This is a genomic window from Enterococcus sp. H57, from assembly GCF_003112495.1.
Classification (GTDB): Bacteria; Bacillota; Bacilli; order Lactobacillales; family Enterococcaceae; genus Enterococcus_B; species Enterococcus_B faecium.
Genome location: NZ_BEHC01000056.1, coordinates 114,776 through 131,563 on the forward strand (window position 1 = coordinate 114,776; position 16,788 = coordinate 131,563).

15 protein-coding genes and 1 other annotated feature are annotated in these 16,788 nt (G+C 38.9%); of the genes, 2 read left to right on the plus strand and 13 right to left on the minus strand.

Annotation, left to right across the window (positions count from 1 at the left end):
• Positions 1–34 precede the first annotated feature (34 nt).
• Both DIZ30_RS10920 and DIZ30_RS10925 read right to left on the minus strand, forming a co-directional pair.
• Positions 35–817 carry a PhzF family phenazine biosynthesis protein gene (locus DIZ30_RS10920; protein ID WP_002292837.1) on the minus strand — a complete coding sequence of 261 codons (783 nt, stop codon included), beginning with the start codon at positions 815–817 and terminating at the stop codon, positions 35–37.
• Positions 814–1,785, minus strand: coding sequence for an ornithine cyclodeaminase family protein (locus DIZ30_RS10925; protein ID WP_104807493.1), 972 nt, complete (start codon positions 1,783–1,785; stop codon positions 814–816). Before DIZ30_RS10925 ends, DIZ30_RS10920 begins: the two co-directional genes overlap by 4 nt.
• Before the next feature lie 91 nt (positions 1,786–1,876).
• Between DIZ30_RS10925 and DIZ30_RS10930 the strand changes: the two genes are divergently transcribed.
• The gene (locus DIZ30_RS10930) at positions 1,877–3,271 is read left to right on the plus strand and encodes a PLP-dependent aminotransferase family protein (RefSeq protein WP_002334118.1); all 1,395 of its coding nucleotides are present in this window, start codon (positions 1,877–1,879) and stop codon (positions 3,269–3,271) included.
• A 191-nt stretch (positions 3,272–3,462) separates the two neighbouring features.
• Here DIZ30_RS10930 and DIZ30_RS10935 read toward each other — a convergent pair whose 3' ends face one another.
• The 10 genes from DIZ30_RS10935 to DIZ30_RS10980 are packed head-to-tail and all read right to left on the minus strand — an operon-like array spanning position 3,463 to position 13,380.
• Complete coding sequence (locus tag DIZ30_RS10935) at positions 3,463–4,818, minus strand: TrkH family potassium uptake protein (RefSeq protein WP_002295106.1); 1,356 nt, start codon at positions 4,816–4,818, stop codon at positions 3,463–3,465.
• 29 nt (positions 4,819–4,847) lie between these two features.
• Positions 4,848–5,483, minus strand: a complete 636-nt coding sequence (locus DIZ30_RS10940) for a V-type ATP synthase subunit D (RefSeq protein WP_002295103.1) — start codon at positions 5,481–5,483, stop codon at positions 4,848–4,850.
• A gap of 6 nt (positions 5,484–5,489) precedes the next feature.
• Positions 5,490–6,866 (minus strand): V-type ATP synthase subunit B, encoded by a 1,377-nt coding sequence (locus tag DIZ30_RS10945; protein ID WP_002292842.1) that lies wholly within the window; start codon positions 6,864–6,866, stop codon positions 5,490–5,492.
• Positions 6,859–8,640, minus strand: a complete 1,782-nt coding sequence (locus tag DIZ30_RS10950) for a V-type ATP synthase subunit A (protein WP_002334117.1) — start codon at positions 8,638–8,640, stop codon at positions 6,859–6,861. Before DIZ30_RS10950 ends, DIZ30_RS10945 begins: the two co-directional genes overlap by 8 nt.
• Positions 8,641–8,661: 21 nt before the next feature.
• Positions 8,662–8,973: a V-type ATP synthase subunit F gene (locus tag DIZ30_RS10955; RefSeq protein ID WP_002292844.1), complete on the minus strand. Its 312-nt coding sequence runs from the start codon at positions 8,971–8,973 to the stop codon at positions 8,662–8,664.
• Positions 8,963–9,949: a V-type ATPase subunit gene (locus DIZ30_RS10960; RefSeq protein WP_002306177.1), complete on the minus strand. Its 987-nt coding sequence runs from the start codon at positions 9,947–9,949 to the stop codon at positions 8,963–8,965. The genes DIZ30_RS10955 and DIZ30_RS10960 overlap by 11 nt, the downstream gene beginning before the upstream one ends.
• 14 nt (positions 9,950–9,963) lie before the next feature.
• Positions 9,964–10,548 (minus strand): V-type sodium ATP synthase subunit E, encoded by a 585-nt coding sequence (locus tag DIZ30_RS10965; RefSeq protein ID WP_002295097.1) that lies wholly within the window; start codon positions 10,546–10,548, stop codon positions 9,964–9,966.
• 20 nt (positions 10,549–10,568) lie between these two features.
• Complete coding sequence (locus DIZ30_RS10970; RefSeq protein WP_002292848.1) at positions 10,569–11,039, minus strand: V-type ATP synthase subunit K; 471 nt, start codon at positions 11,037–11,039, stop codon at positions 10,569–10,571.
• An 18-nt stretch (positions 11,040–11,057) separates the two neighbouring features.
• Entirely contained in the window at positions 11,058–13,061 is a 2,004-nt protein-coding gene (locus DIZ30_RS10975; RefSeq protein ID WP_002334116.1) for a V-type ATP synthase subunit I, read from the minus strand.
• Positions 13,048–13,380: a hypothetical protein gene (locus DIZ30_RS10980; protein ID WP_002349065.1), complete on the minus strand. Its 333-nt coding sequence runs from the start codon at positions 13,378–13,380 to the stop codon at positions 13,048–13,050. The genes DIZ30_RS10975 and DIZ30_RS10980 overlap by 14 nt, the downstream gene beginning before the upstream one ends.
• Positions 13,381–13,479: 99 nt before the next feature.
• Positions 13,480–13,527: a sequence feature (sodium ion sensor (DUF1646 type); this cis-regulatory element may regulate processes involved in with the transportation of sodium ions), on the minus strand.
• Positions 13,528–13,716: 189 nt separating this feature from the next.
• Here DIZ30_RS10980 and DIZ30_RS10985 point away from each other — a divergent pair.
• Complete coding sequence (locus DIZ30_RS10985; RefSeq protein WP_002300438.1) at positions 13,717–14,436, plus strand: gamma-glutamyl-gamma-aminobutyrate hydrolase family protein; 720 nt, start codon at positions 13,717–13,719, stop codon at positions 14,434–14,436.
• Between the two features lie 449 nt (positions 14,437–14,885).
• Here the strand turns inward: DIZ30_RS10985 and DIZ30_RS10995 are convergent, their stop codons facing one another.
• Complete coding sequence (locus DIZ30_RS10995; RefSeq protein WP_002337433.1) at positions 14,886–16,784, minus strand: fructose-bisphosphatase class III; 1,899 nt, start codon at positions 16,782–16,784, stop codon at positions 14,886–14,888.
• Positions 16,785–16,788 lie beyond the last annotated feature (4 nt).

Genomic DNA, 16,788 nt, shown 5'->3' on the forward strand with positions numbered 1-16,788 from the left:
TACACTTATTTATTTTTAGTTCATTTGAAAGAAATCAAATAAACGAGGTACCCTTAGAAAACAAAACTGCTTTTCCTCCTATTATCACACGATCTTCTTTTAATTCACACTCTAGATACCCGCCCCTTGATGACATTTGGTAAGCTGACAATTTTGTTTTACTCATTCTTTTTGCCCAATAAGGAATAAGATTAGAATGTGCTGATCCACATACTGGATCTTCATTGATTGTTAATTTTGGAAAGAAGGTTCTAGAAACAAAGTCTTCTTGTACACTTTCTGCTGTCACGATGACCCCTATTCCTAAATCAAAATTTTTGATACTTGTGAAATCTGGCTGCAATTTAGCCACCGCTTTTTCATCTTCTAATACGAAAAATAAATCACGTGCTAAGTAGGCTTCTTTAATCTTAGCCCCTATCGCTTCTTCATATTCAGACAATATTGGTACTTTTTTTGGCATAATACTAGGAAAATCCATGCAATAATAATCTTCAATTCTTGTCACAAATAGATTACCGCTTTGAGTAGAAAATTTAATCGTTTCATCAAGTATTTTGTAATAGTTAAATAAAACAAATGCTGTTGCTAATGTCGCGTGACCACAAAGATCGATTTCTCGATCTGGCGTAAACCATCTAAGCTCAAATCCTTGATTTTTCTTCACTGTAAATGCTGTTTCAGATAAATTGTTTTCAATGGCAATTTTTTGCATCGTACCTTCTGGCAGCCATTCTTCTAGAACATACACTGCTGCTGGATTTCCTTTGAACACCTCATCTGCAAATGCATCAACTACGTAATAATCTAAGTTCATTTTAAAGATCCTCTCTCTAATTTGTTATAAATATATTCTGCACAGCAAAGATCTTCAACAGCTAGACCAACTGCGTCGAAAATCGTCGGACTCGATTCTCCTTTGTAAAATGTTTTTTTCCCAGAAACTAATTCGCCTAATGTACCAACAATACAAGATTCCTCTAAATCTCCTTCTGACATGGCTACAAGTAGGTCTCCGCTTTCTGTTAAGGCAGCTGAGTAATCATCTACATAGATTTGAGAAGTTTCCATCAATGGTGTACTTATCTCTCTTGTATCAGGAGTAAACGTGCCCACAGCATTGATATGTGCGTCTTCCCTTACCCACTCTTTTTGAAGAAATGCCTCTTTACTAGGGGTCAACGTACAAATGATTTCCGCTGAGCGTACTGCATCTTCTACTGATATTGCATTTATAAACGTCATTTTAGGATACTGATTTTTAGCATTAGCGATAAAAGCATTTCGTCTTTCTTCTAAAATATCGTAAACAAACACTGTAGTGATGCGACGAATGGTAGAAATCGCAGCCAAATGCGACAATGCTTGTTGACCAGTTCCAATTAAAGCAAGTGTTTCTGCATGCTGATCTGCTAAGTAATCAGTTGCTAGCGCAGATACAGCAGCTGTTCGAATCCAGGTGACTGCATTTGCGTTTATCAATGCTTTGGGTAGTCCGTTTTGAGCATCAAACAAGAAAATCTCTCCTAAATGAGAAGGTAAATGATACTGATGATTATCCGGAAAAGCGGTAATGACTTTTGTTCCAAAATATCTGTTCTCCCCCAAATAAGCAGGCATCATCGCAAACATATTTTTGTCTTTTCCGTCAGGTAAAATTTCCACCAATCGAGGATTTTGGCTGATTTTACCACTTTCATAATCAAAAAAACATTTTTTCATTACTTGAATCGCTTCTTCAAAACTAAAAGAAGCTACTACTTCCTCAAAATTAATAATTTTCATAGACAATTCCCTCCTCACAAAAGATTAACTTCTAAAATCAATACAATCAATGGTAAAATTGTATGGTATACAATTTTAAGGAGTGGAGAAAATGCCTATTAATTCTTATGACAATTACCCGTTAACTTGGCGACCAGACAAACAAAAATTGAAGCGTCCTTATTATCGATCGTTGATTCAACAATTAGAACAAGATATTTTAAAGAATAAATTACAGAAAAACACTCAGTTACCCTCCCAAAGAGAGCTAGCTGATTATTTAGATTTAAATTTTACTACCGTTGGCAAGGCTTATAAATATGGAATTGAGAAAGGTTTGCTGTATACGAATATTGGAAGTGGCACATTTATTTCTCCCAATGTCTTTGAGTCCATCACCATCTCTACCAATGAAGTAACCGAACATATCATTGATTTTGGTCTGGTTAGTTCTTTTGAAGAATGTAATAAATTCGTTGTCCCGTTTATTCAATCAACTAGTAATAACCCAAATCTTGTTGGTTTGCTTAATTACCAAGATCCCAAAGGCACAAATTTTCAATTGACTACTGCAGCAAATTGGTTAGAAACTCAAGGAGTCATTCCGTCCTTAGAATCTCTATCTATTGTTTCCGGTGTTCAAAATGGATTGGCTATCACACTTTCTGCACTTTTCTCTCCAGGTGATAGAATAGCAACAGACCGATATACATACGCTAATTTCATTGAATTGGCTCAGTTATATCATTTAGAGATCGTTCCAATTGATTTTGACGAGCAAGGAATGCGACCTGATATATTGATTCAGGAATGTAGAAAAAAGAAGATTCATGGTGTCTTTCTTATGCCTTCTTGTAATAATCCTATAGGGTTTCAAATCTCTCACAAAAGACGAGAGCAATTAGCCGAAGTGATTGAAAAAGAAGGTCTATGGGTTATTGAAGATGATATCCATTCATTTTTAACAACTCACTATCAACATACGATCATTCCTCCTTTCCAAAAATTATTACCTAACCAAACAATCTACTTAGCTGGAATGACAAAATTTATTTGTTCTGGATTGCGAGTTGCTTATCTTGTAGTTCCAGTACATGTCCAAAGCAAGATAGAACAAGCAATTTTTAATATAAATGTGAAAACTTCTGGATTAGATGTGGAAGTCATCACTCAAATCCTCCATTCAAATGAAGCAAATAGGATCTTAGAAACTAAATTAAGTCTTACGAAAAGAGCCAATCAGCTTTTTGATTCTCTTTTCAAAGTAGAAAAACCAACGAATCGTGTCCCTTACTATCGAATTCTTCCAGTTGATCCTGAGATTGACCCTAAGATAATTGAGAATGACTTTCTTGCTAACGGTATCCGACTTTATCATTCCAGACGCTTTACTACACGTGCGCAACCAGATGCATTCGTTCGAATTTCCCTATCCTCTAATAACCTTGAAATTTTAGCTTCTGGACTAAGTATCGTAAAAGAAAAAATAAAAAAATATGAATTATAACCTATTGATAAATAAAGGAATCAAATCTTATTGATTCCTTTCAATAAAAAAGAGGCACTACCCGAGGTTCAACAACGGGTAGTGCCTCAAAAAATAAACGAACATTTTGCACTTAAAGTATCCAAGAAGCAAGAAAAATTATTTTATTTTCTTATTTTACTAAATCACTAGGTTTCTGTCAGAAGATGAAATTATCCAATCATGACACTTTCTTCTGGATATTTGTATTTTGATTGTGTTCTTTGTGCTTTTGTCATCAGAGAGAAGACCACAGTCAATACACCAACTCGTCCAATGTACATAAGCGCTATAATGATCAATTTCCCTATTGCAGTCAAGTCTGGCGTCAATCCCATCGTAAGACCTACTGTACCAAATGCAGAGAAGACCTCAAAAGCAATATATTCGATGCCAGAAGTTTTAGGTATCGTTTCAGTCACCGATAAAATCATGATGGCGACTACACACAACGTCAACGTAACAAAAAATAAAGTAAGTGCCCGCAACACTGCGCCTTGTCGGATGGTACGGCCAAATGCTTCCGCTCTCGTACGTCCTTTCAACATCGAACGCATCTGGATCAGCAACACACCTAACGTAGTTGTTTTCAATCCGCCGGCCGTCGACCCAGATGTTCCGCCGATGTACATCAAAAACATCGTTAAAATCAGACCTGCATGGCTCATATGGAGGTAATCAACTGAATAATATCCAGCCGTTCTAGGTGTCACACTCATAAAAAAGGTGTTTGCCAATCGTTGAAACATATTCCCTTCCACTAGCGTTGCCCCATTGCGCTCTGTGAAAAAGAACACAACGAATCCGCCTAATAAAAGGGTACCTGTAACGGTTAATGCGATTTTTGAATGAATCGTCATCTTCTTTTTCTGATGATATTCCAGTAAATCACGCCATACGATGAAGCCTAACCCACCAGAAATGATCAAAGCAGATACCACCATGATCAAATAAACATTTTGCTGGTGATTGGCTAAACTGTCTCCTAACAAATCAAACCCTGCATTACAAAAACTAGAGATTGCATGGAATAAACTGTACCAGATACCTTTCAACCAGCCAAATTCAGGCACAAATACAAAAGATAAAGCAACCGTACCAATCAATTGGATCACAAAGGCCAATTTCAGGATGTAAAGCATGAGCTTCATCACACCTGATACTTCTTCTAGATTCAGCGCTTCTTTTAATATAATACGTGTGCTGAGACTGACTTTCTTCTTTATCAATGCAAAGCATAGAATCGGAACCATCATAAAACCAAGACCGCCGATCTCAATCAAAAGCATGATCAAAAATTGACCAGCACTGTTCCAATGCTCTGCTGTATTCAATGTTGTCAATCCCGTTACACAGACAGCAGAAGTTGCAGTGAAAAGTGCATCGATAAAATTTGTCCCATGCCCACTATTACTAAAAAATGGTAGGGTAAGTAGGCCGCCGCCAACTAAAATCAGGAGAAAAAATCCTAATGCGAGAAGCTGAACAGCCGGCAAGCGTTTCTTTATTTGTTTGCTTTGTTTAATCATCGTTTTCCTCTTTTAAAAAAGGATACCACTTAGTCAGTGGTACCCATATTTTTTACTTTGATCAACCTTGTTACTTCTGCGCGCTCGTTTTCTTCCAGCTTCATACGAATATAATAGATCGTTTCTTCTAATTGAGGGATCGTCATATATTCTAATGCATTGACTCGCCGACGTGTCTTTTCGATTTCACTCGCCATCAGTTGACAAGTTTTTTCGATTTCTGTCAGTTCCAAAAGTTTTGGAAGCAGGGTAGTAAACCGATCGATTGACCGATCCAGTTCGGCACTGGAATTCAAATACCCGTATTCCAAAGGTGTGTCTGTCAGCTGTTCATCATATTCAAAATTCATCACAGGTACTTTTACACTCATGATATTTTTGTCTACGATAGACAAATCAACGTTTTCCGCCGGCAAAACAAATAATTCTTCGATGAAAGGTTCCGTGATCGAAGCATTTGCCAATACAAAATCAGACATTGCTTCTGTCATAGACTCTTCCATTTCTTGACGCAGCTGGTTGTTCTTTCGAATTAACAGGATGAATTGACGCATCAGTTCATCTTGCTTATCTTTTAATAATTTATGCCCTCTTGTGGCAGTTGTCAACTGTTTTTTCAATCGAGTCAATTCCATGCGGGTCGGATTCACATTCAATCGTGCCATCAGAACTCACTTCCCTTCTGGCAGATATTTGTCCAGCATGTCGTCTTTGATTCGTTTTAATTCGGTTCTTGGCAACATCGATAGCAGTTCCCACCCTAGATCAAGTGTTTCAGTAATCGAACGGTTCGTGTAGAATCCTTGATTGACATATTCTTTTTCAAACCGCTCAGCAAACTTCGCATAGATCTTGTCTACATCAGATAAAGCAGATTCACCTAAAACTACGGCTAATTCTTTTGCCTGTTTTCCTTGTGCATAGGCTGCAAAAAGCTGATTCATCGTAGCTGCATGGTCTTCTCTTGTCTTTCCGGGTCCAGTTCCCTTATCTTTTAACCGCGAAAGAGACGGGAGTACATCAATTGGTGGCTGAATCCCACTCTTGTAAAGCTCTCTAGTCAAGATGATCTGTCCTTCTGTAATATAACCAGTCAAGTCAGGGATTGGATGAGTTTTATCGTCTTCTGGCATTGTTAGAATCGGAATTTGAGTAACCGATCCTTTTAGTCCGCGGATTCTTCCTGCTCGTTCGAATAAAGTAGCTAAGTTCGTGTAAAGATACCCAGGATATCCTCTTCTTCCTGGAACTTCTCGCCGTGCTGCAGAAATCTCTCGCAATGCCTCTGCATAGTTGGTCATGTCTGTCATGATAACCAAAACATGCATTCCCTTTTCATAAGCAAGATATTCTGCAGCAGTCAAAGCCATACGAGGAGTAGCGATACGTTCGATTGCAGGGTCGTTTGCTAAATTCATAAACATGACAGAACGGTCGATTGCGCCCGTTTGACGAAAATCTTCCATGAAAAATTCTGCTTCTTCAAAAGTGATTCCAATAGCAGCAAAGACTACGGCGAAATCATCTGATGAATCGAGTACCGTTGCTTGTCGCGCGATCTGAGCAGCTAATTCTTTATGAGGAAGACCAGAGCCAGAAAATACTGGTAATTTTTGCCCACGAACTAATGTATTCAAATGATCGATTGCAGAGATACCTGTTTGGATAAACTCATCTGGATAATCCCGAGCTACTGGATTGATTACTTCTCCGTTAATATCCAAATGCTTTTCAGGCAGGATCTCTGGTCCGTTATCTTTCGGTCGTCCCAAACCATCGAATACTCGACCGATCATGTCTTCCGATACACCTAGTTCTAAAGGATGGCCTAAAAATCGTACAGAAGAGTCACGTAAATTGATCCCACTTGTTCCTTCGAATATTTGGACCATTGCTTTATCTTCTTGGACTTCCAATACTTGTCCACGACGAATCTCGCCATTTTGCATACGGACTTCGATTAATTCTTCATATTTGACACCAGCAACTTTTTCAACCGCCATCAATGGACCGACGACTTCACCGATCGTACGATATTCTTTAATCATTGCTCATGCCTCCTTCTGAAACGATCGTTTGCATCGTTTGCTTGATTTCACCAATAATTTGATCTAGTTTTTCTAATTCTGTTTCCGGGATATATTTGCTTCGTCCGATCCTTTCACGAATCGATACGGTACCGTCCATGATCTCACTTAAATAAGCACCTAACGACAACGCACGGCGTCCTTCTTCACCAAAGGTCAAGATCATCTTCAACATTTTGAACTGTTTCTCTCTTGAGGTGAATGTATCGACATCATCGAAAGCATTTTGCTGCAAATAATCTTCACGAATGGATTTTGCCACTTCTAATGTCAGACGGTCATTATCTGAAAGGGAATCAATCCCTACCAAACGCACGATTTCATTCAGCTGCTGTTCTTCTTGCAAAATACGCATGCCCTCGGTGACCATGGATGCCCAGTCAGCTTGAAGGATATGATCCATATACTTCCCTACTTCTGTTGAATAAAGAGAATAGCTTTGTATCCAATCGATCGAAGGAAAATGTCTTTTTTGGGCTAAACTGGAATCAAGACCCCAGAATACTTTTACGACCCGCAATGTATTTTGTGTGACTGGTTCCGAAATATCCCCTCCAGACGGCGATACAGCACTGATTGCGGTTATACTTCCTTCGCGACCTTCTGATCCTAATGCAATGACTCTTCCAGATCGTTCATAGTATTCCGCAAGCCGTGAACCAAGATAAGCTGGATAACCTTCATCACCAGGCATTTCTTCCAAACGTCCGCTCATCTCACGAAGTGCTTCTGCCCATCGTGAAGTGGAGTCTGCCATGATAGCAACGTCATAACCCATGTCACGGAAATATTCCGCAATTGTGATTCCCGTATAGATAGAAGCTTCTCGAGCTGCTACTGGCATGTTTGATGTATTAGCAATCAATACCGTACGTTCCATCAACGATTCTCCTGTATTAGGGTCAATCAATTCAGGGAATTCATTTAAAACATCCGTCATCTCATTTCCACGCTCGCCACATCCCACATAGACAACCATGTCCACATCGGCCCATTTTGCAATTTGATGCTGAACGACTGTTTTCCCTGCGCCAAAAGGACCAGGTACAGCTGCTGCTCCTCCTTTTGTCACTGGGAAGAATGTATCAATCACTCGCTGTCCAGTGATCATGGGTGCATCCGGGTTTAATTTTTCTTTGATTGGCCGACTACGTCTTACTGGCCATTTTTGAAGCATCGTCAAATTTTTGTCACCATTTTCGGTTTCAATGACACATACTGTTTCATCAATAGTGAATGAACCTTTTTCGATTGTTTTGATCGTACCTTTTATCCCATTTGGCACCATGATTTTATGTTTGATAACTTTTGTTTCTTCTACGATCCCGATAACATCTCCGGCACTCACCGTTTCTCCGGTTTCTACTGTTGGTTCGAACCACCATTTTTTCTCATGGTCCAATGCGGGCAATTGAACTCCGCGCCCTAAGAAATTACTTTGTGTGATTTCCATAAATGTATCTAATGGCCGTTGGATTCCGTCAAACATTTGTGAAATGATCCCTGGTCCTAATTCAACAGATAAAGCTTCACCAGTAGAGCGAACCGGTTCGCCTGGACCAATTCCAGAAGTTTCTTCATATACTTGAATAGACGCCACATCGCCACGCATCTCGATAATTTCTCCGATAACTCCTAGATCTCCCACTAGACACATGTCTTGGATACTGGCATCAGACATGTTCTCAGCCATTACAAGAGGTCCGGAGACTTTTATGATTTTTCCAATTTGCAAAATTTCTATCTCCTTTTCATACTATAAGATATTTTGACCTACTGCTTTTTCTACGTTTTTTTGAATTTCTTCCAGCCCTATTCCTAATGATCCTTGATGATTGGGAATCAATACGATAGCAGGTATCATTTGTTCCTTGTAACGTTCGATCGTTTCTGGGCTCAATGCTGCACATTGCTCTGTGACATAAATCACGCCATACTCATTCTTTGCCATTTCTTCAATTGCCTGACGAACGGTTTGCTTGGTGGTACCATAACGAACATCAAAGCCAAACAATTTGAATGGCAAAACAGAATCTTTGTCGCCAACTACACCGATCTTATGCGTCATAGACTTGTCTCACCCGCTTTCTGATTGTTTCTGATTCGAAATGGCTTCTTTTGCCGATAACCAGTAAACGAAGGTTTTTGCTTTCTACCTCTTTTGCGTTCAAAAAGGCTAGTAGTGGCAGTGGTCCGAAAGCCTGGGTTTGTGCTTCTTGATACAATGAACTTAGATAATCATCTTTCAACTGTTCAAGCTTTACGAGATCAAGATTTCCTTCACGGATGACAGGGCGCAGAAAATCAGCATAATCTGTCTCTAATAGAAAATTCGTGTAATCTTCCATATCTTTATCTACAAAGTTCAAAAATACTTCTTTTTCGATACTTCCCGAGCTGGAAAGTACCGTCGTCATGAACCCATATGTTCTTTTCTGCAATATTCCTCGAGCCATCGTTGTGATATTGGTCAAGTCAATAAAAGCAATGACTTCTGTCAGCAATTCTTGATATCCTAGCTTATCGGCAAGCCGTCGCTGCTCTGTCAAAAACTGTCGATCATAAATCACGTCAATTCCCTGAAGAATGGTAGACTCTTCAAAATAATCACGTACTTCTCGTATACTGTCCATAATGCTTTCAGGGAGTTCATTTGAAACTTGCGTATGAATGGCATCCTTCAAGGTTTCTAATGAATAAAATCCATCGTCGATATACAAATGGTCCAGATTTTGATTTGTCATCTCGGCTTTTGTCAAAACCTTCAGATTATGGAAAGTATAGCGCATCGTATAGATCCAAACGATTTCAGGCTCCGGTGCTGATTCCTTTAACCAGCGAAATAGACGGCTCTGCTCCTTTAAAAGATTCTGTTCGAAGTCATATTCATATCCGTCATAAATATATGGACTGTAAATCGTGGATTTCAATATTTCACCAAGTGCTTCGACAGAATTTGTTTGAATCATCCGTTCAAATGTCTCATTGGACAAAAGTTCAAGCTCTCTTCCGCGAATCAAGGGATTTAGTTCGTGGTATTCCATACACTGATCCCTCCTTATTCGAATAATTGATTGGCAATCTCAAAACTCATCGTTCCTTGGATATCTTGTACAAGGCTGCTGAAAAGAAAATTATACTGAACTCCTTGATCGTTTATCAGAAAACCCGCTTGATCAGCAACAGTTTCATCACTTAAAACCATCATAAAGGGAAGTTCATTGTTCCATTCATCCAACAACGTCTGAGAAAGATAGGCTGCTGATTTTTCTCCAGCAATGAATGCTACTTTTCCTGTCAAAGGTAATGAATACAATGCATTTTTGATAAACTGGATTTGTTCAGATTCATCCCAATTTTCCATTTCAGTTACCGCATCTGCAAACAATCGTCTTAAAAATTCCTGCTTCGCATTCAAATTTTCTTGTCGTACTTCTACTTGCTGGCGATTCCTTAGCTGACGGTATTTTTTTTCGAGTAATTCGATTTGTTTTTCTTTTTGTTTTTGATGTTCTGTTTCAACTTGCGTACGTTTTTGTTCAAAGTTTTGATCGATCTTCATTCGCTCTTCTTGTTCTAACGCCGCTCTTTCCTGCTCTGCTGCTTCGTTCATCTGAGAGATGATTTTTTCAATGGCGTTCATCTGCTTTTCCTCCTTTATGCTTAGGCATTCAACACTAATAGGAAGGAAATAACGAAACCTAAAATCGCGTATGTTTCAACCATCGCAGCAAAAATGATTCCTTTTGTAGCATGTTCAGGTTTTTTCGCTAAAATTTGAATACCTGCCGCTGCGACTTTTCCTTGGGCAATACCTGAAAACAAGCCTGTAAAAGCAATCGGCAGAGAAGCGCCTAGAAAGTTCAGTCCTTGTACAACTGACATGTCATTTCCTAAGTTGATAAAAATCAAAAAGGCAATAACAAATCCATACAAACCTTGCGTACCTGGAAGCAATTGCAGAATCAGAGCCTGCCCGAATTTTTCGGGTTGACTTGTTGTCAATGCTGCTGCTGCCTCACCTGTCATTCCAACACCTTTAGCTGAACCGATCCCTGAAAAAATCGTCGCTGTTGCCATCGCTAATACCGCAAATACCATTCCACCATTTTGACTAATTAAGTAATCCATCATTGTATAAAAATCCTCCAATTATTTATTGTTTTTTTTCTTGTGATTGATGTTGACGTATTTTTCCGCCGTTTTCAGCGGATCAAAGGCACGTCCGCCTCCTGTATAAAACTTCCCAAAAAATTCGACATACTGCAATCGTGCGCCATGGACATAGGCACTTAGCAGTGTCAAAAACATATTCAGTGCGTGTAAAGCGATGATCAAAAGGATCCCTACACTGAATCGAGCAGCTGGCGGCATGAAAGCAACTAGCATATTGAATGCCGCTCCAATACTTCCGCCTGAAATACCCAATGCCATCAAACGTGTATAACTGACTAAATCACCGATATAGCCGGTCAGTCCGTAAAGATTATACGCACCTTTGGCAGCACCTTTGACTTTAGACGGCGTTTGGATAATCGGAACGATCAAGATACATAAGGCAGCAATGATCGATAGCCCAGCGCCAAGGTAAACAAATGCTGTATTTTTTATCAACATGGCACCAACCAACGCAATAACGATCCCAATTAGGATCCCTTGCCAGGCAAATCCATCACTGACAGCACTCAAGTAATCTTTTCTCCTGATATTTTCCTTTGCTGCCACAAATAATCCAACCAAAATCTGTATCAGACCGAAAATCACGGATAAAATCAAAATCGTATTGACGTCATCCGTCGTAGATAGGATTGGGAAAGGCAAGCGGATGCCAAACAGTTCTTTTGGTAATGCCTGTCCGAAAAATGAACTGTAGATCAATCCCCAGATGATCGATGGTATCGAGAGAATCTCAAAGAATTTTACGAAACGTTTCATCCCGCGTGGTAGAACAAGTAGTTTTTGAGCTAGTATTGTCCCAATGAGCATCAGCAATCCGTAACCAACATCTGCGACCATCATCCCGAAGAAGACAAGATAAAATGGTGTCATCCAAGGTGTTGGATCTACTTCTTCATATTTTGGCAGACTGTACATTTCAGTCAGCAATTCAAAAGGTTCGACAAGCGGATGGTTTTTCAATTTAGTAGGGACTTCCTGCTGAATCTCTTCTGAGTTTGGTGTTTCGAAACTGACGTATATATCTTCTTCTGATACGGTTTCGTTTAACACATGCAGCAAATTCTGTTTTTCTTCTGCATCTACCCAACCTTGCAAAACGATCAGATAAGTCGCATGGATAAACCGTTCTTTTATTTTTTCTCGTTCTGCAACGGCAAGTGTGACTTCTTCTACCCATTCAAATTCTTGGATATAGCCACTGCACTGACCTAACGCTGTCGTTATCTTCTTTTGCTGCTCGTGAACAATGGATAATTGCTGCTTGGTCTCTTGCAGTTTTTCTTTAGGATTTTGTTCATAAGGATACGTTTCTTTATTGAACCCGTATTTCCCAGCAATTTCTTCTATAACAGCAACTGATTTTTTTAAAGCAACATACGAAAGATAAACTTGTTTTGGCGTATAATCTATTTCTTCCATATAAACGTCATCAAGCTTACTCAGTTCTTCCTTGAAACTTTCAAAATTTGCTGCACTCACAGTCCCCATCTCAAAAATGGTCGTCTTACTTGCATACATACTTGGAGCAATATCCAGCTGTTGCCAATGAAGAAGCCATTCTTCCTCTTCTTCTAAACGATCACGTTTTTCAGTTAGCTGTTCCCACTTTTCTTTTAAATCAAGGACTTCTTTCAATTTATTTATGAAATTTTCTTCGGAATAATTGGCTTCCAAATCTTGTAAGGAAAGTTCTTGACGTTTCAAATGGAGTTTCTTTTGACGGCTATCGCCGTGGTGTTGTATGAATTGGATAGCTTCTTGGATGTCTTTCAACCGATTACCTAAAGCGCTTAATTTTGCTTCTTTATCAATAATCGTGGTATCTGGAAAATACTTCTCTACCCACTGGTTGTTTGTTCTATTTTGATACAGATCCCGTATTTCAACGTTTTGGATTCCTTGTACTGCTTGTAAAATCCTCTCCTGATTTCTTTTATCTGAAATGAGGGTCACTTTTTCCATCTTAGTGACGGCCATAAGTTTCTTTCACCCTTTCAATGATCGCACCGATCGCTTGACTCTGATGCTTTTGATATTGATCTTTCAAAGTTGCTTGCACCTTGTCTGCTTCTGCTTTCAATTTCATTTTTTCTTTTTCTAATTCTTGTATTTCGAATTGTTCTTTTTCTTCCACCAACTGTTTTAGTTGTTGTCGATAGTTTGTTTGGATCGTTTCCAATTCCTGCTCTTTTTCTGTTGCATAGATCTTCAGCTGCTGCCGCAGTGTTTGAGCACGCTTTTCATTTTCTTCTTCTGCTTTTCGGATTTGTTCCAAAGCTTCTAACACTTGCTTCACTTCCTTTCGATTTAAAAAAGAGGTACATGCTTTCTTTTTTCATTGAAAGTATGTACCTCTAAAGATAACTTAGTATAGGCAGGCCCCTTCAATAAAATGTCCTTCTCACCCCTTGAAGAACTAGATCCTTGAAGCTTACGCCCAACCTTTTTATTTCTGCTTACTTTTTATTATAACAAATTAAGCAATATTTTCAACTATCGTCATGAATTTCACACGAAATTTCTCTTTACAGATAGTAACACAGCAAGAACAGATAAGTATAGGGGCAAGTCTTACATAGTTTAATTTTTTTTAAATCCTTGTTACAATAGGTCTACTTTAGGGGGAATACAAATGAAACCAATCATCGGCATTGCCGGAAATCAACTGATTCGAGCAACAGATACTTTCCAAGGAAATCAAGTGAGCTATACACCGCAAGGATTCGTGGATGCAGTTTTAGATGCTCAAGGATTGCCTCTTATTCTGCCAGTCATGTCTCCAGATTCAGCTCCTCAACTGATTGGACAAATCGACAAACTCATTCTTGCAGGTGGTCAAGATGTCAGTCCACAACTTTACATGGAAGATCCTCATCCAAAGCTAACGGAAACAAATATTCAACGAGACCAATTTGAACAGGCACTGATCTTGGAAGCATTGAAACAAAGAAAACCAATTTTTGCAGTCTGCCGGGGACTCCAACTATTGAATGTCGTTTTGGAAGGTACACTTTATCAAGATCTTTCATTATATCCAAAGTGGTCAGTAAAACATGAACAACAGCCCACTGCCCCGCAATTTACGACTCACGAAGTCAAGATTGTTTCAGACAGTTTGTTAAGCAACCTTCTCCCCGATCCATATTTTGTGAATTCTTACCATCATCAGGCAGTCAAAGATCTTTCACCTTTATTAAAAGCCATCGCTTTTTCTAACGATGGACTCGTTGAAGCGGTTCAAAGCAAAGATGATATGCATAAAATCCTCGGTGTTCAATGGCATCCGGAACTTACCCACCGTGTACATCCATCTGAACAGCGCTTATTCGATTTCTTTGTGAATGAATTTTAATAGACTTTCTGAAGGGTTGTGAAAAAGCTGTTTAGTTTCGAGTATTAAGAAAAATTTTGTGAAAATGGCTTTTCACATTTTTGCATAAATTTGGCTTAATACCGAGAAACTGGCTTTTGAACACCGTTTAAGGAAGAGGTTGTGAAATCAGTGCCTTGACCTGAGTATTAGAGAAACAAAACGGAAAAATAGCTTCTCATATTTTACCGTTTTTTGAGCTAATATCGAGGGTCAGCTGATTGAACACCGTTTATACCAAGAGGTCGTGAGCCTGCCGTTCAACTCTGAGTCACAAGGAGCAATTTCAAAAAACAGCTCTTCATATTTTATGAATGTTGTACTTGTGATTCGGAGGTGGCAAGGGAACACCGTTTATCCGGAAAAAGAGACTGCGACACGACTTTTGTCTCAGTCTCCAGTCTATGGAACAATGTTCACTGGAATTCTTCTCAATCGTCCTTTCGATAGTCCAACAGCCTTTTGAGCTGGGTAATCTGCTGCTGCAGTTCCATACCTTTTGTTGTATCACGATTGAGTTTGCGTGGTAGCTGCTGTTCGATTACTTTTTTCACATTTGTTTGGTCGGATTTTTTTGCAAATTGTTGTTCAATAGGCAAAAACGGATAATGTGTCACGATTTGGAAACCATAAGAATTGCATAATAGTGAATAACCGGCAATTCCTGTCGTTTTTTGATAAGCTTTGGATAAACCTCCGTCAATGACAAATACTTTTCCATTTGCTTTGATCGGTGACTCCCCTTTTTTTACTTTTACTGGCGTGTGCCCATTAATGATTGCTGACCCTTCTTCTTTTGTGTCGAATTCTGCTAAAATTTTTTCACTGAACCACTCTTCATCTCGCAAGTGATAATAAGGATTGCTTTTCTCGACGTGCGTATGAGGCTCTGTGAGAAAATAACGTTCAAAAGTCGCCATTTTACTCTTGCCGAATAAAGGCGAAAATGGCCCACTCCACGCATACCAAATCAAATCGGTTGCTAAATCTTCTTTTGCAGTCAGATCTTTTGCGCTTTCAGTTATCTGTTTTTCAAAAAAGCCCAGCAGTTCTTTTCCGCGATAAGATTGGTCTAATTCAAATGCTAAGAGCTGTCCCTTCTCGTCTACAGGTATACAGCCATGAAACAGCACATGCTGATTGTTCGTGAGATACATTCCCCCTTTTTCGATCAAAAACGTCATATGTTTTTGCATTCTCAAAGAGTGCTGGAATGAATACATCAAACTATCAATCACTTTTTGTTCCTCTTCCAAGAATTTTTTTGGATCATCTGGCTGGATCGTTTGAAAACAAGTTCCTTTCAACTCATAGAGCTGACCTTCTAAATCAACCGTTGATGCTTCATAGTCGATTTTTTCCAGCAATTTACGATCGTCCATTTTAAATTCAGGTCGACGATCCAATAACTGATGTTCTGATTTGAATTGAAGGATAGAAAGTGCCTGATGGATCTTTTCTAATTCTTCTTGCTCTCTTTCGGATAGATTTTTACTGTTTTTAGGCGCAAATACTGGATTCTTCTGATAAGTTTGATGAGCAAAAGAAAACAATGGACGTAAATTCAACCCATATTCTTTCTCTAATTCAAATAAATAATTATAGCGTGCTGCAATCCGTAAAAGTGTCAGTAAACATGCCTCAGAGCCGCAATACGCACCAATCCACAAAATATCATGATTTCCCCATTGGATATCTACAGAAGAAAAATCCATGATTCGATCCATCACTTTGGCTGCTTGAGTTCCTCGGTCAAAAATATCTCCAACGATATGCAAATGATCGATGACAGATTTTTGGATCGTCTGTGCAAGTTTCGTTAAAAATTTTTCTTCTTCCTTCATCAAAACAAGTTGTTCAATGATTTTTTTTACATAGTCTTTTTTTCCATTGATACGGTCATCGATATACAAGAGTTCCTCAATGATATAGCTATATTCTTTCGGCAATCCTTTTCGAACTTTTGACCGGGTATATTTGACTGTCGTAAACCGTAAAAGATCGATCAAATGATGGATCAGCTGCGATTTATCTTGTTCTTTGTACCAATCAGTCGTTAATGCATATTCTGGATAAGCCGTAAAAATAGTGAATTGGCTGATATCCGTTTCCGTCATTTGTTCAGAAAAAAGGTCTTTGATCTTTTCTTTAAGATTTCCTGAACCGATACGCAGAATATGATCAAAAGCAGGAAATTCGCCATGTATATCACTCAAAAATAACTCTGTTCCTTTTGGAAGCTGCAAAATTGCTTCGAGATTGATGATTTCCGTGATGACATCTTCCGTTGAGGGGAATTTTTCTGAAAGTAAATCTAAATAACGGTCCATTAAA

Bases quoted from the DNA above. Each gene is read 5' to 3' on its own strand.
- DIZ30_RS10920 (WP_002292837.1), bottom strand. From the start codon at position 817: ATGAACTTAGATTATTACGTAGTTGATGCATTTGCAGATGAGGTGTTC.
- DIZ30_RS10925 (WP_104807493.1), bottom strand. From the start codon at position 1,785: ATGAAAATTATTAATTTTGAGGAAGTAGTAGCTTCTTTTAGTTTTGAA.
- DIZ30_RS10930 (WP_002334118.1), top strand. From the start codon at position 1,877: ATGCCTATTAATTCTTATGACAATTACCCGTTAACTTGGCGACCAGAC.
- DIZ30_RS10935 (WP_002295106.1), bottom strand. From the start codon at position 4,818: ATGATTAAACAAAGCAAACAAATAAAGAAACGCTTGCCGGCTGTTCAG.
- DIZ30_RS10940 (WP_002295103.1), bottom strand. From the start codon at position 5,483: ATGGCACGATTGAATGTGAATCCGACCCGCATGGAATTGACTCGATTG.
- DIZ30_RS10945 (WP_002292842.1), bottom strand. From the start codon at position 6,866: ATGATTAAAGAATATCGTACGATCGGTGAAGTCGTCGGTCCATTGATG.
- DIZ30_RS10955 (WP_002292844.1), bottom strand. From the start codon at position 8,973: ATGACGCATAAGATCGGTGTAGTTGGCGACAAAGATTCTGTTTTGCCA.
- DIZ30_RS10960 (WP_002306177.1), bottom strand. From the start codon at position 9,949: ATGGAATACCACGAACTAAATCCCTTGATTCGCGGAAGAGAGCTTGAA.
- DIZ30_RS10965 (WP_002295097.1), bottom strand. From the start codon at position 10,548: ATGAACGCCATTGAAAAAATCATCTCTCAGATGAACGAAGCAGCAGAG.
- DIZ30_RS10970 (WP_002292848.1), bottom strand. From the start codon at position 11,039: ATGATGGATTACTTAATTAGTCAAAATGGTGGAATGGTATTTGCGGTA.
- DIZ30_RS10975 (WP_002334116.1), bottom strand. From the start codon at position 13,061: ATGGCCGTCACTAAGATGGAAAAAGTGACCCTCATTTCAGATAAAAGA.
- DIZ30_RS10985 (WP_002300438.1), top strand. From the start codon at position 13,717: ATGAAACCAATCATCGGCATTGCCGGAAATCAACTGATTCGAGCAACA.
- DIZ30_RS10995 (WP_002337433.1), bottom strand. From the start codon at position 16,784: ATGGACCGTTATTTAGATTTACTTTCAGAAAAATTCCCCTCAACGGAA.